This window comes from Vibrio sp. 1288, from assembly GCF_033344475.1.
In genome coordinates, this window is sequence record NZ_JAWPOX010000003.1 from 109,210 (window position 1) to 133,251 (window position 24,042).

Here is a 24,042-nt window from a genome sequence, read left to right on the forward strand (position 1 = left end):
CATAGAATCATTTGAACATGATGCAATGGTCAATCAATGCGTTTTGTAGGTTTTGTTTATCACTCAGAATCACTAGAGCATAGATAGTATTTTTGTCACCAATTCGGTAAAGCAGCTTGAATCCATCAAAGCTAAATTGCCGGATGTCGTAAACACCGATTGTTGTCAGTTCATAACAAGGGGGATAGATAGACGGGTTATTCAAAACGTTGTGTTCAAACCTCTGCTGAACCGCAATTAATCTATCAATCACATCGTTGCGAGCGCTCCAGTTCGATAAATAGTTAATACTCTGAATAGCCGTATTTTCAAAGGTTTGTGTATAGAGAACTTTTGCTTCCATGCTCGTATCAAACTCAATCTTTGAGTGCTGCTAACGTGCTCTTCATATCTTCTGATGACTTTACACGTTCATTCGCAACATCATTTTGAGCAAAGCTAACAAACTTCATTAAAGCAATGGCTTCATCACGCTTCTGACGTTCTTCATAAGACTCAACGACATAAATAGGCTTACCATTTTGCGTAATCGTCATTGGTTCATCCAGTTCAAGCTTCGCAGCATTCTTTTTTAAATAACTTACCGTTTCAGTGCTCATCACATGACTCCTATCGGCAACCTCGCTGGTGTAACAACAAGCGAACCCAGCCGAGCTATACTGCAGGTTTGACCGAAATATTTGAATCAATAGAAAGTGCTAATCACATTCTATTTTTCGTTTAGATTTTGACCTAATCTTGCCAACTATACCTGTGCATTTCGAACAAACCAAATTAAGTTTAAATTTAGACTTCTACTTCAAATATAGAAAAAGCCTGCGTATTTGCAGGCTTTCTTGTCTTTGTGCAGTGATAAGAACCGCTTAAATTGCTTCGCCGTTTACCGTTACTGCCACATCAATGTTGCCACGAACTGCGTTTGAATATGGGCAAACTTGGTGTGCAATGCGCGTTAGCTCTAGCGCTTGTTCTTGTGGCATGTCTAGCTCTACCGCTAGGCTCACTGTTAGTGCAAAGCCACCGTTATCGTTAGGACCGATGCCTACTTCCGCGGTTACGGGTGCGCTTTTCAGGTTTACTTTACCTTCACGCGCTACGTGAAGAATCGCGTTAGAAAAACACGCTGAATAGCCCGCTGCAAAAAGCTGTTCTGGGTTAGTTGCTGCGCCTGTGCCACCCATTTCCTTCGGGTATGACAGCTCTAGATCGAGAAGACCGTCATCTGTTTTTACTTGACCATTACGACCAGCCAAAGCAGTAGCTTGAGTTTTGTATAGAGTAGTCATGCGAGTGTCCTTCTTAATTTAAGTTGTGCACAATTTAATTGCTTGCAATCTTATATCGAAGTAAAGATCGTTCGCAACTATATTGTGCACAATTTATTTTATGACTCTCTTTCTCTATGAGCAGGTAGGCAACGCCAATGAGCCAGTGTTACACCGACAACACCATGACCAACGACGATAAACTCTTACTCGAAAACCAAGTTTGCTTCCCGCTCTACAGCGCAGCAAATGCAGTGATCCGAGCGTACCGCCCGTTGTTGGATGAGCTTGGTCTGACTTATTCGCAGTACTTAGTGATGATGGTGCTGTGGGAGAAAGACGGTGCCAGCGTGAAAGAATTGGGGTCACAACTGCATTTGGACTCAGGCACACTCACACCTCTGCTTAAACGCTTAGAAGCAAAAGGCTATGTGGAACGCGGCCGAAGTGAAACCGATGAACGCGTTCGCGTACTAAACCTAACAGAACAAGGTCGTGTCCTCAAAGAACAAGCCAAGTCAGTGCCAAACGCCATGATGTGTAAAATCACCTTAGAGCTAGATGAAATGATCATGCTGAAGAAGTTGTGTGGCAAAGTGCTCGACAATCTGAGCTAACAAAATAGAAGCATCCGCTTCCCCACTTCCTATTAGAAAGAGCCTGCCGAGATGCAGGCTCTTTCGATCTTAGCCAGACGATCCACTTAAGGTCATCATCGGTATTCTCTATTGCTAATCTGCCTTCATCTTCAATAAAACCTATCAAAGCAAACTCACTTACATCGGATTTCCCTATCAAGTGAAATAGGAAATGGCTATCAATAGGATAGTTACAAGCAATTTTCCTTAAACACAATCCGATGCGAATATACTTTCCGAAAGCAAGAACTGCTCACCCTAAAACATTCTGAGGAAAGTAAAAAATGATTAATACAAAGATCAAACCATTTGCAGCTACAGCATACAAAAACGGCGAATTCGTTGAAGTAACAGAACAAGATGTTCTAGGCAAATGGGCTGTATTCTTCTTCTACCCAGCAGACTTCACATTCGTATGTCCGACAGAACTAGGTGACCTAGCAGACCACTACGAAGAGCTACAAAAACGCGGCGTTGAAGTGTACTCAGTATCAACAGACACACACTTCACTCACAAAGCTTGGCACGATAGCTCAGAAACAATCGGCAAGATCCAGTACTACATGCTTGGCGACCAAACAGGCAACATCACAAACAACTTCGGTGTGATGCGTGAAGGTCAAGGCCTTGCAGACCGTGCAACGTTCCTAATCGACCCAGAAGGTACTATCCAAGCAATGGAAATCACTGCTGAAGGTATCGGTCGTGACGCAGAAGACCTACTACGCAAAGTGAAAGCAGCTCAGTACGTAGCAGCACACCCAGGCGAAGTTTGCCCAGCAAAATGGAAAGAAGGCGAAGAGACGCTAGCTCCTTCTCTAGACCTAGTAGGCAAAATCTAAGCCACTGAATTTAAGCTCAATTTGACATGCTAATTGACGCTTAACTTAGAGAGCATTCCAGGTTAGATACCTTGACGACCTTCTGCCTGGTTTGCTCTCTCCCTACTGATTTTATCCAGAGTAACCACTCTTTTGTTTATTTAAGGTAACAACAACTATGTTAGACCAAGCGATCCAACAACAACTCAAACAATATCTGGCTAATGTAAAAGAAGACGTTCGTCTAGTGGTTAGTCTAGATGAAAGCAAAGCATCGAATGACATTCTGTCTCTGGCGAACCAAATCGCAGAGATGAGCGACTTTATCACCGTTGAACGTGACGACAACGCAAGCGCACGTAAACCAGTGATGACGGTGACCAATCCAGTAAAAGGCACAGCACTTCGCTTTGCTGGCTTACCAATGGGTCACGAATTTACCTCTCTGGTATTGGCATTGCTGCACTCTGGTGGTCACCCAATCAAACTAGAGCCGGAAGTGATTGAACAAATCGCAGCGCTAGATAAAGAGTTGGAAGTTGAAGTGTTCATTTCACTGTCGTGCCAAAACTGTCCAGACGTGGTTCAAGCGTTCAACATGATGGCGGCGATCAACCCGAAAGTGAAAGCAACCATGATCGACGGTGCACTCTTCCAAGATGAAGTGAAACAACGTGACATCATGGCAGTACCAAGCGTATTCGTAAACGGAGAGCTATTCGGTCAAGGCCGTATGTCTCTGACTGAAATCCTAAACAAAGTGGATGACGGTGCGAGCGAGAAAGCCGCCAAAGCACTGAACGAAAAAGACCCATACGACGTGCTAGTTGTCGGCGGTGGCCCTGGTGGTAGTGCAGCAGCACTATACGCAGCGCGTAAAGGTATTCGCACTGGTGTTGTCGCTAAACGCTTCGGTGGTCAGGTGATGGACACCATGGCAATCGAGAACTTTATCTCGGTAAAACGTACTGAAGGTCCAAAACTGGCGACTGACCTAGCAGAGCACCTAAAAGAATACGACGTAGACGTCGTGACTGAGCAACAAGCGCAAAAACTGATGGGCGCAGCACACACAGATGATGGCTTGATTCATATCCAACTTGAAAGCGGCGCAACGCTGAAAAGTAAGAGTGTCATCCTAAGCCCTGGAGCTCGCTGGCGTGAAATGAACGTTCCGGGTGAGCAAGAGTACCGCAACAAAGGCGTCGCGTACTGCCCACACTGTGACGGCCCGCTATTCAAAGGCAAGAAAACTGCGGTTATCGGTGGTGGTAACTCAGGCATCGAAGCGGCTATCGACCTAGCAGGTATTGTTGAGCACGTAACCGTTCTTGAATTTGCAGACGTACTTCGCGCAGACCAAGTGCTTATCGACAAAGCGAACTCTCTACCAAACATCGACATCATCACGATGGCGCAAACCACAGAAGTAGTGGGCGACGGTACTCGCGTAACAAGCTTGAAGTACAAAGACCGTAACACAGATGAAATCAAAGAGATTGAACTGTCAGGTATCTTTGTCCAAATCGGTCTAGTACCAAACACAGAATGGTTAAAAGATTCAGAAGTAGCGCTTTCTGAGCGCGGCGAAATTGAAGTTGGTAGCCGTGGTGAAACCAGCCTGGAAGGTGTCTTCGCAGCGGGTGACGCAACGACGGTTCCTTACAAACAGATCATCATTGCGATGGGTGAAGGTGCAAAAGCAAGCTTAGGCGCGTTTGACTACCTAATCCGTAAGCAAGGTTAATCTCCAAATTTCTTGAACACAAAGCGCACGGTGCAGTGTTTTCTTCCCCTGAAAACCAATCGGGGCACCGTGACAGCGATGAGTAACAAGAAATAAAATCAAAAAACCTAGAAGCCCAAAGACTTTGCCAGCAGGTACTAAATGCTGGCTTTTTTGGTTTTTTGGGGGGGAAAACAAATTATTGCTAGAAATAACAGAGTAAAATAAAGCTGCCGAAATACACTTAGGGTGAAACATTGCGGGCTTTAACTCGTTTCTACTGCTTCAAATATCAGACCTTTTAGCTGACAACGATGGTAAATTTCATACAAACCACCTAATTCATCATTGCAGTAAACACCGCTTCCGTTATTTTCAATCCTGAACAAGCCTCCGGATTTGATTGATTTACTACTCAACACTAATTTTTTAAACCGCTTTACACGACTTGGCTTACCATTAGCTCTTACATTTAACACAGTGCGATCCTTATCAATGGCATCGCAAGTTTTGAATATGTTTATAGCATACCAACGCTCGCCAGCGACGCGTAATGGCAAAAACTCACAACTGGAATCAAGAGCTTCGTTTATTTGATTATATGCGGACTCAGAACAAGCAAACTCGCCTGCACGCCAGATTGCAAAATCAGGTTTTGTTGTAAGCATGTGGTTATCACTCACCCACTCCAAATCAATAATCATCCAAGTATCAGCGACACGCTCACCACATAACTCCCGCAAATCGCCATCCGAGTATTGTATAGAAATCTCTAGTTGAGTTTCTTGTAAAAAAGGGAAATTCTCAACATCATGATTAAGTGTAAAAACCTTCATCTTTTGCTTACTTAAATCAAACGGTTAACTGGAAGTCCCCATCATGTAACATCTTTCCAATCTTGCACAAGGTTTCAATGATTTCTGTGTGAGCCAACTCTTCAGTGTCAGCGGCCTGACCTTTATACATGGCGTCTACAAATAAAATCAAAAAAGCCCTTTACCTCAACTTTACTTGAGGTTTTAGCATATTCATCGTTGGCTAGAAAATGACAAAAAGGAGCACATCATGATCCAACTAGAACATATTAACTTAGTCGTGAAAGATATCCCTGAAATGCTGAAGTTTTACCAAACTGCATTTCCACATTGGTACGTGCGTGATGAAGGTAAAGGCGAATGGAGTGGCAAGCCAAGAAACTGGCTACATTTTGGCGACGAGTATCAATACATAGCCATGAGTGACCATGGCGAAGGAGAAAACCGCGAGTTGAGCGGGCACCAAGTTGGGCTAGCGCATTTTGCTTATGTGACCAACAACGTCGATGCAATCATCAAAAGACTAACCGATGCAGGTTATCCGATTGCCCAACCTGGTGCTGATGAACCATACCGCAAGAATGTGTATTTTGTTGACCCTGCCGGTTTTGAGATTGAATTTGTTGAATACCTGGCGGATGACCCAAAACTTCGTAACCTGACAAGCTAAAAGAGATGTAAATAATAAAACGCCAGCAGATAGTGACTGCTGGCGTTTTATTTTTTATCTATCGGGCTTCTTTATCGCATTAGCGCTGTTTGGCAAAAACCTGAGTCCAGTAATACCCGTAGCGTGCAGAGTGATTTTCGACAAGCGACGCGCCCATCTGATCAAAATCCGCACTCATGATATTAAGGCAGTGGCCTTCACTCGATAACCAAGCATTAACGACGGCGTTAATGCTGCTTTGCCCTACTGCGACATTCTCACCAATGGCGCTCCAAGCATAGCCCGTTGCGTTAACTCGATCTGACATTTTGCTGCTATCAGAGCCTGTGTGGCTCATGAAATCGCTGTTCGCCATATCGCTTGAATGTCGATAAGCGGCGCTTTCCAAATCGTAGCTCCAAGTCAGGGCCCCAACAGGTGGCATGGTGGTTGCGCCACACTGTTGTGTAGTAGAGCGGGCGCTGTTGACCGCTGCAAGCATCTGCTCGGCAAATGTGCCTTGTGACGATGTGGAACCTGTGTTTTGTGAGCCGCTTTCTGCTGGGGCTGACGACTCCCCATCGCCGCCACATGCGCTGAGAAGTAGGGCCAAAGCAGGCACTAAGATCTTAGTTGGCATTGTCTTTCCTTTATGAGTGACGAAGAGCAAACTGCGCTTTTCGATAATAACGCCCAATAAACTAACAAAAACCAATAAAAGCACCATATAGCTTAGGTTTTTTTAACCAAAGACTCACATGAAGTTTTCAATCGCCTTGGTTCGGTCGATAAATCGGCAACGTTTCAGCCCAAGTATGGAATGGCGTTTCATCCATATCCTGTATTGCTTGAGTGATAAAATCGATGAACACCCTCACTCGGGCAGGCACATATTCCCGGTTGGCATAGAGAAGATACACGCCATTTCCTGCTTGGCGCATGCTCGGAAATATCGGCACTAAACGCCCCGCTTTAAGCCAGTCTCTTGCGATAAAATGAGGGATCTGAGTTAATCCTAAGCCTTCTGCGCAAAGCTCTGCCATGGATTCACCGTCATTTACAATGTAGTTTCTTTCGGGGTCATATTCACTCGCACCGTCTGGTTCTGGCATCCGAATCGGCAACAGTTTCCCCGTTTGTTTAAAACGAAAACGAACCCAAGAATGGTCATTGAATACATCCGGGCCACTCGGAACACCATGGCGCGCTAAGTAATCCTGACTGGCACAAATGATAAAATCGATAGGGCTGAGCTGACGCACAATCAATTGACTATCGTGAACGACACCAGAGCGAATCGACACATCAATACCTTGCTCAATAATATCAACGTAGGCGTCATCGTAATGAATATCGATAGTGATGTTAGGGTAGCGGCGACAAAACTCTTTTAATAAAGGACGAATATAGAGGCGACCGTACGAGACTGGCACATTAATCTTAAGCTGCCCTGAAAGCGCATCATTGTGACTTTTTAATGAATCCTCACATGCCGCCAGCTCCTCCAGTACAAACCTAGCAGTATTTGCGTACCTACGACCAGCTTCTGTCAGGCGGCTCTGTCGCGTAGAACGTTGAAAAAGCTGTATACCCAAATCGCTTTCAAGACGATGTATGGCTTTACTCACGGTCGAAGGGTCAGTGCCATACACTTTGGCAGCCGCAGCAAAACTACCGCCATCTAAAGTGGCAATAAAAAATCGTAGGGACCGTATCTTATCCATATAACCAATGAACTCTATTCATGAATTTTATTCACTTTAGTAAAGACCAAGTGGCTCTTCAATCACTAATTAGCCTAAATATAATGAACCTCAATAACTTGATGCTCTGTTAGCGAGGAAAAAACCATGGGTAAAAACGGATTGAAGAATGCACTACAACTATTGATAGCGACACTAGTCCTATTCTTTGGGGTGCTTCAAACAGCACATGCCGCAGATAAACGAATTGGTATTCTGGTTTACGATGGCGTACTGACCTCTGATGTTACTGCGCCTTTAGAGGTCTTTGGCGTCGCAAGTCGTCTCACTTGGTTTAGTGATTATGACGTGCTCACCATTTCCGTCTCAGATCAGAAAACCATCACCACTGAAGAAGGATTAAAAATTGGTGTGGATGCTTGGATTGGTGATCTGCCGGAACTCGACGTATTGGTTTTAACATCCAGCTATGACATGGATGCACTAATCGAAAATAAAGATCTCATTCACTTTATTAGAACTACCTCAAAGGCGGCAGATTGGATGGCAAGTAATTGCTCTGGCGCGTATTTGTTAGCCGAAGCTGGCCTTTTAAACGGCAAAAAAGCAACAACTTGGGCCGGAGGTGAAAACGGCTTTCAAAGAGATTACCCAGCAGTCAAAGTACAAGTCGACCAGAATTTTGTCATTGATGATGGCGTTATCACTTCGAACGGTAGCCTAGTTAGCTATCAAGCTGCTCTTAAGCTACTTCACCTTATGACTTCAGAGTCTAAAGCTCAGGAAGTCGCAGATGCCATCCAGTACTCACGCTTTTCCAACCAACCATTTTAAGCGTGTAAGAAAGAAATCAGAGTCACCCTTCGATATTTGGAAGGTTAACTCTTCGAATTTGTCTTCCTAATCGAACAACCCTTTTTATCACTGTAAAAGCGATAAAAAGGGTTGTCGTTCATCTGGCAGACACAACGTGCTCTCCAAACTTTTTATCTTAATGCTATGGAAAAACATAAACGTTACGAAGCACTGACGAAAGATCGATACCAAGAGATCTACCGTCTCGCGTATTGGTTATGCAAAGATCACCACCTTGCTCAAGATTTAGCGCAAGAAACCTTTCTGAGAGCGTGGCGATTCTTTGATAAATTAAATGACCCCAACGCCGCGAAGTCTTGGCTCATTACTATTTTGCGTCGTGAGAATGCTCGGCGCTTTGATAGAAAACAGTACGATTTTGTCGACATTGATGAGTGTGCAATACAGACAAAAACCTACCCTGGCAGTGACTACGACATGGCCCAAGATTGGCTTCAAAAACAAATGATGATTCTCGAACCCAAATACCGAGAGCCGTTGCTCTTGAGCTTAGTGGCTGGGTTGAATCTTGATGAAATTGCCCAAGCCTTGAGGCTCAACCACAACACAGTGGCGACTCGATTATTCAGAGCGCGTAATCAGATCATCGCACAGAAGGAGAGTCATTAAGACACAAAAAGTAGTCAATCATGTAAACTAACTGGCTATGCTCCGGTCTATTTCATAAGTCGTTACACAACTCGACGCTTTAACGCTTTACATCAAGCGCGACTAGATGAACACTTCTTGTCAAAGTACAATAACAGCCGACATAGAGTAGAGTCAGTAAAACATTATGAGTAACACGACGGCGAAAAAGCCGAATCCCTTATTTGAAATCCTTTTCAACGTATTTATCCCTTCCTTCATTTTGATGAAGTTTAGTGGCGATGAGCATCTAGGGACAGCAATGGCGCTGGTTGTCGCTTTGCTATTTCCTATCATTTATGGCGGTATGGACCTTGTCCGTAACAAGAAATTTAACTTTATTTCTGCTCTGGGCTTTATCAGTGTTCTACTAACTGGTGGCATCGGCTTGTTAGAGCTTGATACACGCTGGTTAGCACTAAAAGAAGCCCTGATTCCTGGCCTGATCGGTTTAGCGGTTTTGGGTTCAACGTTTACCCGCTACCCGCTGATGCAGAAGTTAGTACTGAATGACACTGTGTTGAACCTCGCGTTGATTAACCAACGTTTAAAAGAAAATGGTAAAACCGATGCGTTCGAACGTTGCCTTATGTCTTCTAACTACCTGTTTGCAAGTACTTTTGCGTTCTCATCTGCAATGAACTACTTCCTTGCGACTTGGATTGTGACTAGCCCTTCTGGTACTGCTGCCTTTAACGAAGAGTTAGGAAAAATGACGCTGTACAGTTACCCAATGATTGCCATCCCAAGTATGTTGATGATGTTCGGTATTTTTTATTACATTTGGCGTCAAGTACGTGCGATGACATCGCTCGAAACAGAGCAAATCTTCCATCTAAAATAGCCCAATCATTACAAGTAAACCCATAAAAAAGGGAGGATTTTATCCTCCCTTTTCTCAACAGGCTCACTGTAATTCACAGCGTCAAAATGATTTTTCCTGACACTGCTGACGAGCGTCGCTCAACCATTTCAATCGCTGTTTGAAAGTCCTCTAACGGCAGATCATATGCAACGTTTAACTTTATGTCGCTGCTAATAAAGTGTTCTAACATTTCAGCAAACACCGTCTTTCTCCCGCCTTTGCCTACCGATTCTTCCCAATACCGCAAAAAGAATGTACTAAAGTCGATGTTGTTGGCCTTCATCGATTCAAAAAACTCAGGCGTATAAGGCGTTAACGACAATGTTCCGTAGTTGATGTATTGGCCGTTTTCTTTCAAGGTACGAATGAGATCCGTGCCAGCCTCACCACCTATCGCGTCCAGAGCGACCGTTGGTTGTGGCAGTTGGCGCGTTTGCAGCTGAACTTGTAAGTTTTTCTTCGCGTCCAACACTGGAATGGTACCGTACGGATACTCGTCTCGCTTTGAGGTCACAGCAATCAGTGCAAAACCCAGTGAATGGGCGAGCTGGGCAAATATCTTACCGATCGCTGACCCTGCTGCATTGATGATCACCACATCGCCTTTGTTCAACTTCGCCACTTTAGTGGTGATCACCCACGCGGTTAGCGCGTTGATGTACAACTGGCAGGCATAGCCGTTCTCCAAACTCTCAGGTAGCGGAAAAAGATTCTCAGGCGAAGCATCTATGTAGTATTGCCAAGTACCACTCATCGCCACCAACACTTTTTGCCCAACTTGAAGGTCAGTTTGACCGACTGCACTGACTTCCACCACACGCCCAACCGCTTCAAATCCCGGCACGCGAGGTGGTACGTGAACGCGGCGGTATTGCCCAACACCATGAATGGAAAGCAAGTCACTTGGGTTAATGTTTGTAGCTTCGAGTCTCACCCGAACCTTGCCCTGAGCAAGCGGTTTGAGGGGCTCTTTTTCCAACGACAGCGACGTTTTGGGTTGACCAAAACAGAATTGATTCACTCGAGTATTTATCGTTGGTGCCATTGTTATTCATACCATGTAATTGAAATTCAAAAAGGAAGTTTCGTAACTTCTACTCAAAAGCATTAAGTGAAGTCGAAACTCTGTATTTCTACCTGCGCGATGCGCCGTTCACTCTAAACTGTTGTGGCGTCATATCAAAATAGGCTTTAAATGCTTTGATGTAGGATGAGTCGTTTTGATAACCCACTAGGTCTGCAATGGCTTGGATTGGCAACGATTCATCTAACAAAGAAAGCGAGTAAATTAGCCGAATTTGTTGCCGCCAAAGCAGAAATGAAGTATTGAATTCCTTGGCGAACAACCGTGATAAAGTGCGCTCAGACGCCCCAATTTTCTCTCCCCAGTCTTTTAGCGAACAGCTCAACGCGGGCTCGTCGGTCAACTGCTCGAAAATCAGTTTTAGTCGTCTGTCTTGTGGTAGCAATAACTGAAATGTCTGCACGTTGCTTTTCAAAATTTGATCATGCAACACCGCCAGCAAATGCAGCACTTCTTCGTGGCTTGTCTCACCTTCACACAGTCTGCGGATCTCTTGTAAAAGCTCATTTAAAAACGACGTTAAAGCAATGGTTCTCACTTGTGGCTCGTACGTCGCACCAAACTCAGGGTTGAGGTAAATGCCAACAAATATCGTATTGCTTAGAGCAATCGACTCGTGTTGAACACCCGCAGGAACAAATAACGCAGAGGTGTGTGGAACCAAGTGCTGATAATGCTCCGTTTGTGTTTGCAATAACCCTTTGATAGGAAAGATGATTTGATGCCAAGTGTGTTGATGCAGCGCATCAATGTAACCTTTTGGCATGTCGATGGTTTTCACTAAAACAGGAGAATGGGGATTCGCGGCCATCATCTCATTGGAGGTGACGACGCCTGACTTCGAATCAATTTGGCGAGTTAGCATTGTTAGTTGTCTTTTCATCCCTACACCGACACAAGTTTACTAGGCTATCATGCTCCGCATCGCGAATGAAGATAAACACTTTATCTCTCATTCAAATAATAAGGAGGTTATATGAAGAAAATCGGCGTCGTAAAAGCTGTGCTAGCAGGGAAAACCGTCCCTTATGCTCATGGAGCGCAAAGCGCAATCAACAAACAAGTGCTGCCTGAGCGCCAGCATGCAACAGAGCTTGGTTTTATCAGTGATGAGCAAGGTGATCCGCGCTTTCATGGTGGCATTCAAAAAGCGCTTCATATTTACCCAAGCGAACACTACCCAATCTGGCAACAAGAATTAGGCGAAAGACCAATTTTCCAATCCGCCGGCGGCTTTGGCGAAAACATCAGCTCCGAAGGCGTCACCGAATCCACGATTTGCTTGAAAGATAAAATTCGCATCGGCTCAACACTACTGGAAGTGTCGCAAGGTCGCATGCCTTGTTGGAAACTTAACGTACGTTTTGACCAACACGACATGGCGAGAAGACTGCAAGATACGCTTCGAACAGGCTGGTATTTCCGAGTGTTGGAAGAAGGCGATATCGGTGCAGGTGACGAGATTATTCTGTGCGAAAGACCTTATCCAGAATGGCCATTGGCTCGCATCATGGGTGCGGTTTTCACTGGCTGTTTAGATAGAGAAGAACTCACTAAGCTGTCTGAACTGCCGTTAGTCGAGTCTTGGGGCAAGTTAGTCGAGCGCCGCCTAGAAACCGGCGAAGTTGAAGATTGGGAAATGCGCTTGGTTGGCCCAACTGTGAGTTAACACCCCAAAGTAAAATTTTAAGCCACGCTCTGAACCGACTATGCCGCCAGAGCGTGTTTTTTTGGTTTACTTCGCACTCGGGGCTGGGCGTTTCGACTTACCTTGGAACTGCTTAATGCTCTTCTTAGCATGAGTTCGGCGGTTGGCTTTTTTATCGCGTGGCGCGCGTTTGCTCTCGCCAGTTGATGGCTTATCCGTTACTGGAAAACCAACCAGATCTTGCACTAGCAATGCACGTTGAGTCAGGTGACGAATCGCGTTTAGTGCGTCCATTTCACCATGACAAACCAATGACACCGCCACACCTTGTTCGCCTGCGCGAGCGGTACGTCCTACTCGGTGAACGTAAGTTTCTGCATGCATTGGCAGTTCAAAGTTGATCACTACAGGCAATTGCTCAATGTGAATGCCGCGCGCTAGTAGATCGGTGGCAATCAACACCTGAATTTGCCCAGATTTAAACTGCGCCAGTGCTTCTTCTCGCTCATCTTGACTCTTATTGCCATGCAGCGCATTGGTTGAGATGCCCGCTTTATTCAGCTTCTTCGCTAAGCCATCGGCGTTCTCTTTCGCACCAATAAAGACTAATGCCTGCGTCCAAGCATTCTGTTTGATAAGTTCAATCAACGCCTTGGTTTTGCTGCCTTTATTGATCAAATACAACGTTTCAACGATGTCTTGATTTGTGCTGTTTTCTTGATGCGCTGAGACTTGCTTTGGTGCCTGCATGAGTAGCTTCGCTTTGCCCTTTAACTCATCTGAAAACGTAGCCGAGAACATTGCCGTTTGACGCTGGTTTGAAATCAGCCCCGCAATATTTTGCACGTCAGGCCAAAAGCCCATATCCAACAAACGATCCGCCTCATCCAGCACTAGGTAGTGGATATTGCTTAAGTCTAAACCGTCTTTTGCCAGATCAACCAAACGACCTGTCGTCGCGACAAGGATATGAGGATTTGTCGCTAGCGCCTGCTGTTGTTGCTCTTTATCAACGCCGCCACACAAACACACTGCGTTGAGTTCAAGAACTTGACCAACTTGGTTAATTGCTTCACTCACTTGCATTGCCAGCTCACGAGTTGGCACAAGAATCAGCGCTTTTTGCTCTGGATTGACACCCAGCTTTTCCAACAAAGGCAAACCATAAGCAAGGGTTTTGCCGCTGCCTGTATTTGCCAAAGCCAATAGATCTTGACCAGCCAACAGCTCAGGAATGGCCAACGCTTGAATATCGGTCGGTTTCTTGAAGTCTTTTGGCAGTGCGTGAATCAGCTCAGAACTCAATGAGAGAGTAGAAAATGGCATTAACGAAAACCTTGTACTTTGGGTTGAAGAAGCAATAAAAATAATGAAGATGCGGTAAAACGCAGGCGCGGACTTTACCACAATCTGCTAGGTGAACCATCCTATTTTAGGCGCTTAAACCAAGCGTCGCCTACGCAAATCGTCAGAAAACAAAAAAGCGCAATAAAGCCGTTAGTCTGTACTGCCACAGAGCTAACGGCTAAAAACCCTTGAAGAGAACGCTTCGTCAGCCTTTCACTGCGGCTGAAAAGAAATGTGCAGTTTATTAAAGCACAGCTTTACGATTCGGTAAGAACACTTCACCCAACATGCAACGAACCGAACCACCACCAATAGATTCTATGGTAGAAACGTCGAATGGCAGCAATTTACCGTGCGTTGCCAATTGCTTTCTTTGTGCAGGTGAGAATGCATCGTACGCCGATTGCGACATCGCAATCACCTTGTCGCCGTTGATCGTTTCTAGTTGCAGAATGTTACCGCAGAACTGGTTCATCTGATCAAGCGAAATTGAGATGACTTGCTTGTCTTTGGCGAGTGACTTCATTACAAAACGACGCTCAAATTCTGGGATCACTTCGTCACAAATCACGCAAAACTGTTCGCCAACCGCCATCATCACATTGGTGTGATAAATCGGCGCACCAGACGGCAAACGAGTTTGGAAAGAAATCACTCGTTCATAGCCAATACGATCGGCGTAATCTTCTAAAACCAGACGATCACAACGTTGTGAGAGTGCGGCGTAGACCGTTTTATTTAGGTGGTCAAACACCATCACACCCGTGCTTTCTAAATACGCTTGCTCGTCAAGATATTCAGTTAGACTGCTGCGTCGATGAACTTCTCGCCCTGCTTGCGCTAGTGCTGCCACAAGTGCATCGGGACGTACTTCTTTTTGACGGTTTTCACAGGCCATTGGAAAGGTGTACAACGTGCCATCTGGCGTAGTGCTAAACCAATTGTTTGGAAATACCGCGTCTGGCGTTGCAACATCTGAAGTTGGATAATCAAACTCAACAACTTGAACGCCCTCTTGACGCAGCGTTGCAACCATACTCGCGAACTCGGCCATTACTCGACGTGAGACTTCTTCTTGGCTGAGTGACACTTTATGTTGGAACTCATTATCTTGTGCGGTTTCTTCATTAAAACGAAACTCTTTCGGTGGCACCATCACTACGCAGTTTGCGGTTTGGCGCTGAGCACTTTGCGTGCTTTCTTCTTTCCCATTAGCAAATTGGGTCACTGATTCGTGTAATAGCATCCAATACATTCCTTATCACTAGAATGAGGAGATTGTAAATTTATTGTTAACTTCAGTTTTGCTGTTTTGACAATTAATTTAATTGCCCAAAAGTAATTTTTGCTGCATTAAGTTCATTTTTCCTTAAATTTTATTGTCACTTTGCAGGTTTAAGCTTTTATGGCACCACGATGAACATGATAAGAATTCATCATAAGAATCAGAACCATAGACAATCACACTCATAACCAACTAGTTACATTTAAGACACAATCGGTTAGACTATTTTTTCGCCCCTCTCGTCAATCGGTCTGCTTTATCGAGGAGCAGGCAAAAAACTCTCATACACGCGGTTTCGTCCAAAGCAGCGTGAATCGATGGATTTAGCCACCCCAAATGGCACTGTTTTAACTTTAGGATGAGTTATGTTTAAACGATTTGAAGGCTTTACAGAGCCGTTTCCCAAATCTACACCGGATCAGCCTCCTTCAGGGATGTTCGCTTTTCTGCGTTATTACACTCGTGGTTATGAAAAGCCTTTGATCATCATGTCTTTGATGGCCACAATTGTGGCTGTTGTTGAGGTAATGTTGTTTGGCGCCATGGGACAATTGGTTGATTGGTTGTCTACCAGCAATCCAGAAACGTTCTTACAAGACAACAAATCGGATTTGATTTTCTACGGAGCCTTATTGCTGGTTGTCATGCCTATATTGGTGATCTTGTACTCGTTGCTCGTTCATCAAACGTTATTGGGCAACTACCCAATGTCTATCCGCTGGCTTGCACACCGGTATTTGCTCAATCAAAGCTTGAACTTCTATCAAGATGATTTTGCAGGCCGAGTCGCAACGAAAGTCATGCAAACCTCATTAGCTGTGCGCGAAACCGTGATGAAAGCTATGGATGTGTTTGTTTACGTTACGGTTTACTTCACCAGCATGATCATTATGTTAGCGACGGCAGACTGGCGTTTGATGATCCCAATGATTGTCTGGCTACTCGCTTACATCGCTATCCAAATCTATTTTGTCCCTAAGCTCAAAGACGTCGCTTCAGCACAGGCCGATGCACGTTCGACAATGACAGGGCGCATCGTCGACAGTTATACCAATATTCAAACCGTCAAACTGTTTTCTCATAGCCAGCGCGAAACCCAATATGCCGAGCAAGGCATGAAAGGATTTTTGAATACGGTCTATCGTCAAATGCGCCTAGTGACCGGCTTCGACGTCGCTGTAGAGATCTCAAACTATATTTTGGTCTTTTCCGTTGCTGCTTTATCTATTTACCTGTGGTTGGATAGTGCCATTAGCGTTGGCGCGATTGCGATTGCTGTTAGTCTTGCATTACGCGTAAATGGTATGTCGATGTGGATAATGTGGGAAGTTGGCGCCCTCTTTGAAAACATGGGAACCGTTGTCGATGGAATGAAAACACTCTCTAAGCCTATTGATATTAAAGATAAACCAGGTGCAAAAGACTTGGTTGTCACTGAAGGAGGCATTCACTTTGATAACGTCAGCTTCCATTACGGTGAGAACAAAGGCGTAATTAGCCATCTCGATCTCAACATCAAACCAGGAGAGAAAGTAGGCTTGGTTGGGCGCTCCGGCGCCGGAAAATCGACTTTGGTGAACTTGTTACTTCGTTTCCACGATGTCGAAGACGGCAGCATTAAGATCGATGGACAGAACATCTCAGAAGTCACACAAGACTCTTTGCGTTCAAAGATCGGTATGGTGACCCAAGATACTTCTCTGCTACACCGTTCAATTCGTGACAATATTTTGTATGGCAATCCAGATGCGACAGAAGAAGATTTGCTGAAAGCCACTAAGCAAGCGCATGCCCATGAGTTTATCGAAACTCTGACCGACCCATTTGGTAATGTCGGATACGATGCGCAAGTTGGTGAACGTGGTGTGAAACTGTCTGGCGGCCAACGTCAGCGTATCGCAATATCTCGTGTGCTACTCAAAGACGCACCATTGCTGGTATTGGATGAAGCAACATCGGCTCTGGATTCAGAAGTCGAAGCGGCGATTCAGGAAAGCTTGAATGAATTAATGCAAGGGAAAACGGTTATTGCTATCGCTCACCGATTATCGACCATCGCACAAATGGATCGCCTCATCGTGCTAGATAAAGGCAGCATCGTTGAACAAGGTTCTCATCAAGAACTCATTGCGAATAACGGCATTTACGCCCAGCTTTGGGCGCATCAAACTGGCGGATTTATCGCTGAAGAACTAGACAATCAACACGCTTCTTAACGAGTGATAAGCTCAATAAAAACGGCGCTTTAAGCGCCGTTTTTTATTTTAATCCATGGCTAGATGCTCATATAGCCATTGTGGTTTCTCATATATGAAACACTCTCCATGATAAAGCTCACACTTTTTCTGCTAATATACCGCCTCGTTGCGTATCCATTGCAATGAACACAATACAGAGTATTGAGCCGTCTTCATTTGTCATTTCACTTTTTGAGAAACAGCTATACTCAATAGATGGCTTAGTTATTATATTAACAATAAGGTAATTAGCTTATGTGTAAATGTGGTTCAATGCAGATCGTACAACTCAAACCAAGTTGGGCTGACAAGCTATTCGGCTACTCAGAAAGATGGAAATGCCAACTTTGTTGTAAGATCTACCGCATCTAAAATTAAAAATAGAATCTTAGTTTTTCTAAGAAAAAGCAGTGGCCCGACAATGATTGTCGGGTTTTGTTTTTCCGAGCATTCATTTTTTTCCCTTCGCTACAAGACTACTCATCACGGCAAAACCTAGCATCTTAATGTGACTTAGGTATAGAATCAGGCCCACTTATTCTTTCCGATATTCATATATAACTGGTCACTATGAACAAAAGTTTGCTAACGAATGTCCTCGCTATCGCTTTGATGGCTGGAGGTCATCAATTACAAAACGACTATCTTTGGTATGCAGGGCTGTTTGCGTTCTCAGGCGCCATCACCAACTGGCTTGCCATCCATATGCTGTTTGAGAAAGTGCCTGGATTATACGGTTCTGGCGTGATCCCCGCGCGATTTGAAGAGTTTAAACTGGCTATCAAAAACCTGATGATGGAACAGTTTTTTACTGAAGCGAACATTGACCGATTCTTGAATAAAGAAATGGCGGGCGGTGTGAACATCGATCTTCAACCAGTAATTGAGAAAGTAGATTTAAATCCAGCATTTGATTCCCTAGTGGAAGTAATTGAAGGCTCTCAGTTTGGTGGCATGCTAGCGATGTTTGGCGGCTCGGAAGCGCTACAACCCATGCGCCAACCTTTCGTCGAAAAGATGCAAGAATCCATCATTGAGTTGAGCAAGAGCGATAACATCAAAGAAGCACTGAAAGAGCAATTCGAATCTCCTGCAATGATGGATGAGATAAAGCAGAACATTGAAGGTATCATCGATCAACGTTTAAGCGAATTAACACCGGCATTAGTTAAAGAAATGGTGCAAAAGATGATTAAACAACACCTTGGCTGGCTAGTCGTTTGGGGCGGTGTTTTTGGTGGTTTAATTGGCGTTATCAGCACCTTTATCGGGGCATAATCGCTCACCGATTTATTAAAAAGGAGCTTCGGCTCCTTTTTTTATCTTGAAAAAATAATACGCCAAGTCACGCTCAATAAGGAGACTCAACACATACCTCGCCTAACCAAGGAGCTCGGGATTAACACCAAATCCCGTTTTATGTTCTTCTATGACCACTTCACTACGAGTTTGAATCACGCCCGGAAGCGTGCCTAACTTGCTCGACATAAACTCCTGATACGCTTTCATGCTCTTAACACGAACTTTTATCATGGTATCGAAATCTCCAGAGAGCGAGTAGCACTCTTCAATTTCAGGCATCAATTCCACCGCTTTCGCAAACTTTTCAAAAATAGAAAAACTGGTTTGGTCTAAACGAATATGGATGAATACTTGCACATCCAGCCCCAACTTTTCCGCATTCAACTCCGCATGATAACCATTGATATACCCTTCTTTTTCTAGCCGCTTTACACGATCAGAACATGGAGAAGTCGTTAAGTTAATCAGCTTTGCTAGTTCTACAACTGGAATTCTGCCTCTCGAATGAAGCACTCTCAAAATATGTAAATCAATCCGGTCCAATTGATAACTCATTAACCCACTTCCTTGTAACCACTTAGAAAGCATCACATTAATCGTTGCTCAAACAATTGCAAACCATCAAATGCACAGCATGTGAAATTCAGCAGAGAATAACCAGAAAACAACGAAGGAGGGAAAGAGCTATGATTATTGCCGCTCACTTAGTAACCGTGATATGAAGAGAAAAAGCAACCTAGCGGCTCCCGCGGAGTCGCAAATTTGAAAGCGCATGACACGCCTGTATAGATATGTCGTTCGGGCAACACTGCCCTATTTAGCCATTAATCATGGCTATCACTCAGAATTAGAGTGCGGCCGATGTATGCCGTGTAGGATGTGGAACAACCTCTCCAATTGCACGATGATTACAACAACGGCAGTAGTATTGAGGCTCCATCTCGTAATAATGTTCACCTGATACAAATTTCGCCATCAGCTGTGTAAAACTCACCATTTTGCCTGTTAACGAGTCAACAGACTGAGGCTCGCAACGCTTCATAATCACTTTATGTTGCGTTGATTTTCTACAAGCTGCGCAATATATATCCGGCATTTCTCTTCTCCCTACTTTTTCGTCCTACTGACAATTGACATATTTTGTTCAAAATAATTCCACAATTAAAAAGCTCCTTTAATTTTTTGTGCCCTATCTTCAAAAAATTGAACGAAAGTATCAAAAAACTGAGACATTGGTCAGACCTCAACTTTTGTACCATCAATATGAGCAAACGTGCTTATGTGTGTAATAATACGACACATTACACATAAGCAATTGTTCGGGCTTATTATTTAGTAAGGCGCATGACAACTACACGCCTGGCTAGATCGAGCTTTCGAGACGCCTTGTTATCTCGATTTACCCCGCAAACCAGTTGCTAGCAGCTATAGCCGTCTCATCAAGGAAGAAATGCATGACGATACAACCGATTCTCACTACCGAAAGACTCGTCCTCCGGCCATTCAATATCGATGACTGCCAACAAGTGGCTTTACTCGCTGGAGATAAGCGAATTGCCGACATGACAGCAAACATCCCTCATCCTTATGAGCGACCGATGGCGCAAGCATGGATAGATAGGCACGATCCGATGTATCAGCAGCATCAAGGCGTGGCGTACGCTATTACCTTGCGAAACACTGGGGAGTTACTTGGTGCAGTGAGTTTACCGCGTATCGAAGAGGGCTACGGTACATTAGGCTACTGGGTTGGCGTGCCACATTGGGGGAAAGGCTATGCATTCGAGGCCTCCAAAGCCTTACTCGAATTTGCTCGAATGCACTTTGAGTTAAACGGAATAACCGTGATGCATTTGGTGGACAATCAGCGTTCTAAATCGGTGATCCAAAAACTAAATATCCCTTACATCGGTGACAAAACATTGCGCATGCAAGGCAAAGAACGAAAGGTTTGTGTCTACCAACTCACGTTCGTCGCTTCTGAATAAAGTCGAGGAATATGTCGGATGATCATCCATGAGACTTCACAAAATCTGCCCAAGAACAACCCTTTCTTGCTAGGAACTGTATTGTTGTCGCTGTTCTATTTTTCCTACCTAGCAGACAAGATCGTCGAGTTTGGACTCGTAGCACTCACAATAATAGGATTGAAACTGCTCTCAACGTACTTCACGCGCCGCGCGTTCAATCCTAAAACGCTAGATATCGATGCAAGCACCAACACCTTGAAGTACCGCCAGGGCTCAACGGTTTACTTCCGTCTACCTCTTGATGACATTGTCAAAGTCCAAATACAGAAAGAGTTCTTCTCTAGCAAAAGTTTGATGCTCTACACAGTCAACGACGCTTACCAAGTGCCGAATTCAGACAATTTCGATTCTCTACAGTTAAAGGATTTAATGAAACAACTTGAAGAGAGAATTGATGATCAATCTCGCTAAAACGAAAAGAGAAGACATTCTAGAATGTTGCCAATTTGGTCTCTAAATAGAAAGACAAAAAAGCCAGCAATAACGCTGGCTTTTCTCTGTATTAGTCTTGTGCGACTTTCACGCGAATTTTGCTTTTTTCTACGTTCGTCAAATTCAGTGCTTCAAGAGCAGAAATGGCTTCTGCTTCGTCCGGCATGATGACAAAACCGAAGCCTTTCGACAAACCCGTGTCTTGATCAAGCACTAGCGAACACAGTTCTACTTTGCCGTACGCTGAGAATAATTTGCGGATATCTTGCTCGGTCATGTGACGAGCCAAGTTTCTTACTAAAAGTTTCATAATGAACCTAGTTGGTTTGATAACGGTTCGATTCTCTCAGTTTCTCTCTGGCAAACCAAGTGAATAATATGACGGCGTTGACTAGATCATTCTAAGTACATCTGTTTAAATGATTTTCCGTTCATTTTTCACCCATAGGAGAGTCGGCATGGAAACGAAACGTCTCAAACTCATCCCTGCTTGTTTAGAACGAGCCGAAGAGGCGCATCAAGCTGTCGTTCGTAGCCAAAAAACTCTCGAAGTCTATCTGCCGTGGGTGCCTCATGTGCTGACATTAGAAGCGATGATAGAAGGGACAGAGAAAGCCATCGCAAACTTTGAAAACTTCGAAGAAGAGCTGCGTTACTACATGATTGAAAAGGAAAGCGATCGCTTACTGGGTGCGGTCGGCCTGATGATTCGAGATCCCGACGTACCATCCTTTGAGATAGGTTATTGGTTAGATAATGCTGCCGTTGGCAATGGTTATGTTGCCGAGGCTGTGCTCGAAGTTGAGCGCTATGCGTTTGATGACTTGGGCGCCAAGAGAATCGCAATTCATGCTGATAGCACCAACCAAAAGAGCCGGGCTGTAGCCGAGCGCTGTGGTTATGAGTTCGAAGGAGAGCTCAGAAACGAACGTCTTACCACATCGGGAGAGCTGAGTAACACCGTTATTTACGCCAAAATTCGTCGCGACTAACACTCCAATCTAACCGAGCAATGCTAAGCTCTGATCTCAAGCTACCACCATTAACGTTAATTAAGTTTCAGATAAAACAAAGCCCGCTAAAATAGCGGGCTTTGTGTTCATATACGGGAAGTTACTAGTCTAGTTCAACCAGTTTTTTCTCGAACGACTGGTGTTGGTCTAACACGTCTTGCGCAGCACCGCCCGTTGCTTTACTTACCACAATGATAGCAAGCGTAGAGAAGATGATGCCCGGTACGATTTCGTACACATCAAACCAACCGCCAGTTAGCTGCTTCCAAACCACGATAGTGATACCACCAACAAGAATACCTGCTAACGCGCCGTTACGGTTCATACCGCTCCAGTAAAGGCTAAGTACAACCGCAGGACCAAATGCCGCACCAAAACCAGCCCAAGCGTAAGATACAAGACCAAGTACTGAGCTATCAGGCGTCATCGCTAGGAATAGCGCAACAAGCGAAATAACGATAACACCGATACGACCAATCATTACGATTTCTTCAGAAGACGCTTCTGGCTTGAATACTTGCTTGTAGAAATCTTCTGCAAGCGCTGAAGATGAAACAAGGAGCTGTGAGTCAGCGGTACTCATTACCGCCGCTAGGATTGCTGCTAACAACATACCCGCAACGACAGGGTGGAATACTGCGTTAACCAATAGCATGAAGATCTTCTCGCCGTCTTCTAGTTGAGTACCCGGATGACCCGTAACCCAAACCAGACCAACAAGACCAACAAGCATTGCACCAACCATAGATAGTGCCGTCCAAATCACTGCGATACGACGTGCAGTTGTTAGATCTTTGTTTGAACGAGACGCTTTAAAACGCGCTAGGATGTGTGGCTGACCAAAGTAACCAAGGCCCCACGCCGCTAGAGAGATAATGGCAATCGCAGACAATGGTTCGCCTTTCGCGTCATTCCATAGCGTTGCAAGTTCTGGGTTGATGTCATGTAGATCAGAACTTAGCTGGCCTAAACCACCGTCCATTACCGCTATAGGAACAATCATTAGCGCAGCCGCCATTAGCAGACCTTGCACTAAGTCAGTCCAAGATACCGCTAGGAAACCACCGAATAGTGTGTAAGAAACGACACACACCGTACCGATGATAACAGCGTAGGTGTAATCTAGACCGAATACCGTCTCAAACAGTTTGCCCCCTGCGACCAAACCTGAGCTGGTGTAGAAAAGGAAAAATAGAAGAATGAAAAACGCAGAGATTGTCTGAATCAGTTTCGACTTATCGTTGAAGCGACGTGACAGGAACTCTGGCAACGTTAGCGCGTCAGTTTGGATACTGTAGGTACGAAGGCGTTTTGCACTGATGAGCCAGTTTGCCCATGTACCAAGAAGTAGACCGCCGGCTAACCAGAAGGCCTCGATACCCGCAGCGTACGCATAGCCAGGCAAGCCTAGCAGCAACCAACCACTCATGTCTGAAGCACCTGCAGATAATGCAGCAGGCCACGGACCTAGGCTACGGCCACCTAGGAAGTAGTCAGATGAATTGGAAGTCCTCTTATACGCGTAAACGCCAATAGCAACCATAATCAGTAAATACGCCACAAAAGTGGACGTGATAGCAAAGCTATTTTCTATCATTAGATAGTCCTCGTTATAATTATTTCCTTCCTTGCCTGCCCTGATATTTTACCGTCTCAGCAATACATCAGAGTATAACAAA

27 protein-coding genes are annotated in these 24,042 nt (G+C 44.7%); 13 read left to right on the top strand and 14 right to left on the bottom strand.

Features of this window, described 5'->3' with window-relative positions; all coding sequences use genetic code 11:
• Positions 1 to 7: 7 nt before the first annotated feature.
• The 3 genes from R8O11_RS03390 to R8O11_RS03400 form a co-directional block, all read right to left on the bottom strand.
• A complete protein-coding gene (locus tag R8O11_RS03390) occupies positions 8 to 343 on the bottom strand; it encodes a type II toxin-antitoxin system RelE/ParE family toxin (RefSeq protein WP_020195558.1) in 336 nt (111 codons plus the stop codon).
• A 13-nt stretch (positions 344 to 356) separates the two neighbouring features.
• Positions 357 to 599, bottom strand: a complete 243-nt coding sequence (locus R8O11_RS03395; protein ID WP_005383516.1) for a type II toxin-antitoxin system Phd/YefM family antitoxin — start codon at positions 597 to 599, stop codon at positions 357 to 359.
• A gap of 264 nt (positions 600 to 863) precedes the next feature.
• A complete protein-coding gene (locus R8O11_RS03400) occupies positions 864 to 1,286 on the bottom strand; it encodes an organic hydroperoxide resistance protein (protein WP_005374640.1) in 423 nt (140 codons plus the stop codon).
• Positions 1,287 to 1,423: 137 nt separating this feature from the next.
• Between R8O11_RS03400 and R8O11_RS03405 the strand changes: the two genes are divergently transcribed.
• The 3 genes from R8O11_RS03405 (at position 1,424) to ahpF (ending at position 4,471) form a co-directional block, all read left to right on the top strand.
• The gene (locus R8O11_RS03405; RefSeq protein ID WP_020195556.1) at positions 1,424 to 1,882 is read left to right on the top strand and encodes a MarR family winged helix-turn-helix transcriptional regulator; all 459 of its coding nucleotides are present in this window, start codon (positions 1,424 to 1,426) and stop codon (positions 1,880 to 1,882) included.
• 305 nt (positions 1,883 to 2,187) lie between these two features.
• Positions 2,188 to 2,745 carry an alkyl hydroperoxide reductase subunit C gene (gene ahpC, locus R8O11_RS03410; RefSeq protein ID WP_005395542.1) on the top strand — a complete coding sequence of 186 codons (558 nt, stop codon included), beginning with the start codon at positions 2,188 to 2,190 and terminating at the stop codon, positions 2,743 to 2,745.
• 157 nt (positions 2,746 to 2,902) lie between these two features.
• The gene (gene ahpF / locus R8O11_RS03415; RefSeq protein ID WP_015313693.1) at positions 2,903 to 4,471 is read left to right on the top strand and encodes an alkyl hydroperoxide reductase subunit F; all 1,569 of its coding nucleotides are present in this window, start codon (positions 2,903 to 2,905) and stop codon (positions 4,469 to 4,471) included.
• 245 nt (positions 4,472 to 4,716) lie between these two features.
• Here ahpF and R8O11_RS03420 read toward each other — a convergent pair whose 3' ends face one another.
• Positions 4,717 to 5,286 carry a hypothetical protein gene (locus R8O11_RS03420; RefSeq protein ID WP_033906616.1) on the bottom strand — a complete coding sequence of 190 codons (570 nt, stop codon included), beginning with the start codon at positions 5,284 to 5,286 and terminating at the stop codon, positions 4,717 to 4,719.
• A 229-nt stretch (positions 5,287 to 5,515) separates the two neighbouring features.
• Here R8O11_RS03420 and R8O11_RS03425 point away from each other — a divergent pair, with 229 nt between their 5' ends.
• Positions 5,516 to 5,935, top strand: a complete 420-nt coding sequence (locus tag R8O11_RS03425; protein ID WP_005374615.1) for a VOC family protein — start codon at positions 5,516 to 5,518, stop codon at positions 5,933 to 5,935.
• A 79-nt stretch (positions 5,936 to 6,014) separates the two neighbouring features.
• Here R8O11_RS03425 and R8O11_RS03430 read toward each other — a convergent pair whose 3' ends face one another.
• Positions 6,015 to 6,554 carry a CAP domain-containing protein gene (locus R8O11_RS03430; protein ID WP_031778865.1) on the bottom strand — a complete coding sequence of 180 codons (540 nt, stop codon included), beginning with the start codon at positions 6,552 to 6,554 and terminating at the stop codon, positions 6,015 to 6,017.
• 127 nt (positions 6,555 to 6,681) lie between these two features.
• Positions 6,682 to 7,638, bottom strand: a complete 957-nt coding sequence (locus tag R8O11_RS03435) for a LysR family transcriptional regulator (RefSeq protein WP_017820076.1) — start codon at positions 7,636 to 7,638, stop codon at positions 6,682 to 6,684.
• 126 nt (positions 7,639 to 7,764) lie between these two features.
• Here R8O11_RS03435 and R8O11_RS03440 point away from each other — a divergent pair, with 126 nt between their 5' ends.
• The 3 genes from R8O11_RS03440 (at position 7,765) to R8O11_RS03450 (ending at position 9,964) form a co-directional block, all read left to right on the top strand.
• Positions 7,765 to 8,451: a DJ-1/PfpI family protein gene (locus R8O11_RS03440; protein WP_053350144.1), complete on the top strand. Its 687-nt coding sequence runs from the start codon at positions 7,765 to 7,767 to the stop codon at positions 8,449 to 8,451.
• 120 nt (positions 8,452 to 8,571) lie between these two features.
• Positions 8,572 to 9,102, top strand: coding sequence for a sigma-70 family RNA polymerase sigma factor (locus R8O11_RS03445; protein ID WP_318193941.1), 531 nt, complete (start codon positions 8,572 to 8,574; stop codon positions 9,100 to 9,102).
• A gap of 166 nt (positions 9,103 to 9,268) precedes the next feature.
• Positions 9,269 to 9,964 (top strand): VC0807 family protein, encoded by a 696-nt coding sequence (locus R8O11_RS03450; protein ID WP_005383527.1) that lies wholly within the window; start codon positions 9,269 to 9,271, stop codon positions 9,962 to 9,964.
• A 73-nt stretch (positions 9,965 to 10,037) separates the two neighbouring features.
• Here R8O11_RS03450 and R8O11_RS03455 read toward each other — a convergent pair whose 3' ends face one another.
• Together R8O11_RS03455 and R8O11_RS03460 are read right to left on the bottom strand one after the other, a co-directional pair.
• A complete protein-coding gene (locus R8O11_RS03455) occupies positions 10,038 to 11,030 on the bottom strand; it encodes a zinc-dependent alcohol dehydrogenase family protein (protein ID WP_042522260.1) in 993 nt (330 codons plus the stop codon).
• Positions 11,031 to 11,118: 88 nt separating this feature from the next.
• Positions 11,119 to 11,934 carry a helix-turn-helix transcriptional regulator gene (locus tag R8O11_RS03460; RefSeq protein ID WP_318193942.1) on the bottom strand — a complete coding sequence of 272 codons (816 nt, stop codon included), beginning with the start codon at positions 11,932 to 11,934 and terminating at the stop codon, positions 11,119 to 11,121.
• Between the two features lie 111 nt (positions 11,935 to 12,045).
• On the opposite strand from R8O11_RS03460, the gene R8O11_RS03465 reads away from it, so the two are divergent.
• A complete protein-coding gene (locus R8O11_RS03465) occupies positions 12,046 to 12,738 on the top strand; it encodes an MOSC domain-containing protein (protein ID WP_033906612.1) in 693 nt (230 codons plus the stop codon).
• Positions 12,739 to 12,804: 66 nt separating this feature from the next.
• Here the strand turns inward: R8O11_RS03465 and R8O11_RS03470 are convergent, their stop codons facing one another.
• Together R8O11_RS03470 and R8O11_RS03475 are read right to left on the bottom strand one after the other, a co-directional pair.
• A complete protein-coding gene (locus R8O11_RS03470) occupies positions 12,805 to 14,043 on the bottom strand; it encodes a DEAD/DEAH box helicase (protein WP_033906611.1) in 1,239 nt (412 codons plus the stop codon).
• Positions 14,044 to 14,308: 265 nt separating this feature from the next.
• Positions 14,309 to 15,310 (bottom strand): arginine deiminase-related protein, encoded by a 1,002-nt coding sequence (locus R8O11_RS03475; protein ID WP_033906610.1) that lies wholly within the window; start codon positions 15,308 to 15,310, stop codon positions 14,309 to 14,311.
• Between the two features lie 404 nt (positions 15,311 to 15,714).
• Between R8O11_RS03475 and R8O11_RS03480 the strand changes: the two genes are divergently transcribed.
• Complete coding sequence (locus tag R8O11_RS03480) at positions 15,715 to 17,565, top strand: ABC transporter ATP-binding protein (protein WP_005374597.1); 1,851 nt, start codon at positions 15,715 to 15,717, stop codon at positions 17,563 to 17,565.
• Positions 17,566 to 18,156: 591 nt separating this feature from the next.
• On the top strand, positions 18,157 to 18,864 hold the full coding sequence (locus R8O11_RS03485; RefSeq protein WP_005383549.1) for a DUF445 domain-containing protein: 708 nt from the start codon (positions 18,157 to 18,159) through the stop codon (positions 18,862 to 18,864).
• A gap of 102 nt (positions 18,865 to 18,966) precedes the next feature.
• Here the strand turns inward: R8O11_RS03485 and R8O11_RS03490 are convergent, their stop codons facing one another.
• Together R8O11_RS03490 and R8O11_RS03495 are read right to left on the bottom strand one after the other, a co-directional pair.
• Positions 18,967 to 19,443, bottom strand: a complete 477-nt coding sequence (locus tag R8O11_RS03490; protein ID WP_005374595.1) for an Lrp/AsnC family transcriptional regulator — start codon at positions 19,441 to 19,443, stop codon at positions 18,967 to 18,969.
• Between the two features lie 292 nt (positions 19,444 to 19,735).
• Positions 19,736 to 19,984: a hypothetical protein gene (locus R8O11_RS03495; protein ID WP_005374593.1), complete on the bottom strand. Its 249-nt coding sequence runs from the start codon at positions 19,982 to 19,984 to the stop codon at positions 19,736 to 19,738.
• Positions 19,985 to 20,342: 358 nt separating this feature from the next.
• On the opposite strand from R8O11_RS03495, the gene R8O11_RS03500 reads away from it, so the two are divergent.
• Both R8O11_RS03500 and R8O11_RS03505 read left to right on the top strand, forming a co-directional pair.
• Positions 20,343 to 20,876, top strand: a complete 534-nt coding sequence (locus R8O11_RS03500) for a GNAT family N-acetyltransferase (RefSeq protein ID WP_085569453.1) — start codon at positions 20,343 to 20,345, stop codon at positions 20,874 to 20,876.
• An 18-nt stretch (positions 20,877 to 20,894) separates the two neighbouring features.
• A complete protein-coding gene (locus R8O11_RS03505) occupies positions 20,895 to 21,329 on the top strand; it encodes a hypothetical protein (protein ID WP_017820067.1) in 435 nt (144 codons plus the stop codon).
• A 91-nt stretch (positions 21,330 to 21,420) separates the two neighbouring features.
• Here R8O11_RS03505 and R8O11_RS03510 read toward each other — a convergent pair whose 3' ends face one another.
• The gene (locus R8O11_RS03510; protein WP_005374587.1) at positions 21,421 to 21,660 is read right to left on the bottom strand and encodes an RNA recognition motif domain-containing protein; all 240 of its coding nucleotides are present in this window, start codon (positions 21,658 to 21,660) and stop codon (positions 21,421 to 21,423) included.
• A 148-nt stretch (positions 21,661 to 21,808) separates the two neighbouring features.
• On the opposite strand from R8O11_RS03510, the gene R8O11_RS03515 reads away from it, so the two are divergent.
• Positions 21,809 to 22,342 carry a GNAT family N-acetyltransferase gene (locus tag R8O11_RS03515; protein WP_042522265.1) on the top strand — a complete coding sequence of 178 codons (534 nt, stop codon included), beginning with the start codon at positions 21,809 to 21,811 and terminating at the stop codon, positions 22,340 to 22,342.
• Positions 22,343 to 22,466: 124 nt separating this feature from the next.
• Here R8O11_RS03515 and putP read toward each other — a convergent pair whose 3' ends face one another.
• The gene (gene putP, locus R8O11_RS03520; protein WP_005374582.1) at positions 22,467 to 23,960 is read right to left on the bottom strand and encodes a sodium/proline symporter PutP; all 1,494 of its coding nucleotides are present in this window, start codon (positions 23,958 to 23,960) and stop codon (positions 22,467 to 22,469) included.
• Positions 23,961 to 24,042: the final 82 nt, after the last annotated feature.

What these genes read in the sequence shown, in the direction of transcription:
- R8O11_RS03490 (WP_005374595.1), bottom strand. Translation starts at nt 19,443, where the DNA reads ATGAGTTATCAATTGGACCGGATTGATTTACATATTTTGAGAGTGCTT.
- R8O11_RS03390 (WP_020195558.1), bottom strand. Translation starts at nt 343, where the DNA reads ATGGAAGCAAAAGTTCTCTATACACAAACCTTTGAAAATACGGCTATT.
- R8O11_RS03510 (WP_005374587.1), bottom strand. Translation starts at nt 21,660, where the DNA reads ATGAAACTTTTAGTAAGAAACTTGGCTCGTCACATGACCGAGCAAGAT.
- R8O11_RS03420 (WP_033906616.1), bottom strand. Translation starts at nt 5,286, where the DNA reads ATGAAGGTTTTTACACTTAATCATGATGTTGAGAATTTCCCTTTTTTA.
- R8O11_RS03455 (WP_042522260.1), bottom strand. Translation starts at nt 11,030, where the DNA reads ATGGCACCAACGATAAATACTCGAGTGAATCAATTCTGTTTTGGTCAA.
- R8O11_RS03405 (WP_020195556.1), top strand. Translation starts at nt 1,424, where the DNA reads ATGAGCCAGTGTTACACCGACAACACCATGACCAACGACGATAAACTC.
- R8O11_RS03505 (WP_017820067.1), top strand. Translation starts at nt 20,895, where the DNA reads ATGATCATCCATGAGACTTCACAAAATCTGCCCAAGAACAACCCTTTC.
- R8O11_RS03485 (WP_005383549.1), top strand. Translation starts at nt 18,157, where the DNA reads ATGAACAAAAGTTTGCTAACGAATGTCCTCGCTATCGCTTTGATGGCT.
- R8O11_RS03470 (WP_033906611.1), bottom strand. Translation starts at nt 14,043, where the DNA reads ATGCCATTTTCTACTCTCTCATTGAGTTCTGAGCTGATTCACGCACTG.
- R8O11_RS03495 (WP_005374593.1), bottom strand. Translation starts at nt 19,984, where the DNA reads ATGCCGGATATATATTGCGCAGCTTGTAGAAAATCAACGCAACATAAA.
- R8O11_RS03515 (WP_042522265.1), top strand. Translation starts at nt 21,809, where the DNA reads ATGGAAACGAAACGTCTCAAACTCATCCCTGCTTGTTTAGAACGAGCC.
- R8O11_RS03460 (WP_318193942.1), bottom strand. Translation starts at nt 11,934, where the DNA reads ATGCTAACTCGCCAAATTGATTCGAAGTCAGGCGTCGTCACCTCCAAT.
- R8O11_RS03425 (WP_005374615.1), top strand. Translation starts at nt 5,516, where the DNA reads ATGATCCAACTAGAACATATTAACTTAGTCGTGAAAGATATCCCTGAA.
- R8O11_RS03465 (WP_033906612.1), top strand. Translation starts at nt 12,046, where the DNA reads ATGAAGAAAATCGGCGTCGTAAAAGCTGTGCTAGCAGGGAAAACCGTC.
- R8O11_RS03435 (WP_017820076.1), bottom strand. Translation starts at nt 7,638, where the DNA reads ATGGATAAGATACGGTCCCTACGATTTTTTATTGCCACTTTAGATGGC.
- R8O11_RS03450 (WP_005383527.1), top strand. Translation starts at nt 9,269, where the DNA reads ATGAGTAACACGACGGCGAAAAAGCCGAATCCCTTATTTGAAATCCTT.
- ahpC (WP_005395542.1), top strand. Translation starts at nt 2,188, where the DNA reads ATGATTAATACAAAGATCAAACCATTTGCAGCTACAGCATACAAAAAC.
- R8O11_RS03440 (WP_053350144.1), top strand. Translation starts at nt 7,765, where the DNA reads ATGGGTAAAAACGGATTGAAGAATGCACTACAACTATTGATAGCGACA.
- R8O11_RS03395 (WP_005383516.1), bottom strand. Translation starts at nt 599, where the DNA reads ATGAGCACTGAAACGGTAAGTTATTTAAAAAAGAATGCTGCGAAGCTT.
- R8O11_RS03430 (WP_031778865.1), bottom strand. Translation starts at nt 6,554, where the DNA reads ATGCCAACTAAGATCTTAGTGCCTGCTTTGGCCCTACTTCTCAGCGCA.
- R8O11_RS03400 (WP_005374640.1), bottom strand. Translation starts at nt 1,286, where the DNA reads ATGACTACTCTATACAAAACTCAAGCTACTGCTTTGGCTGGTCGTAAT.
- R8O11_RS03475 (WP_033906610.1), bottom strand. Translation starts at nt 15,310, where the DNA reads ATGCTATTACACGAATCAGTGACCCAATTTGCTAATGGGAAAGAAGAA.
- R8O11_RS03500 (WP_085569453.1), top strand. Translation starts at nt 20,343, where the DNA reads ATGACGATACAACCGATTCTCACTACCGAAAGACTCGTCCTCCGGCCA.
- R8O11_RS03480 (WP_005374597.1), top strand. Translation starts at nt 15,715, where the DNA reads ATGTTTAAACGATTTGAAGGCTTTACAGAGCCGTTTCCCAAATCTACA.
- putP (WP_005374582.1), bottom strand. Translation starts at nt 23,960, where the DNA reads ATGATAGAAAATAGCTTTGCTATCACGTCCACTTTTGTGGCGTATTTA.
- ahpF (WP_015313693.1), top strand. Translation starts at nt 2,903, where the DNA reads ATGTTAGACCAAGCGATCCAACAACAACTCAAACAATATCTGGCTAAT.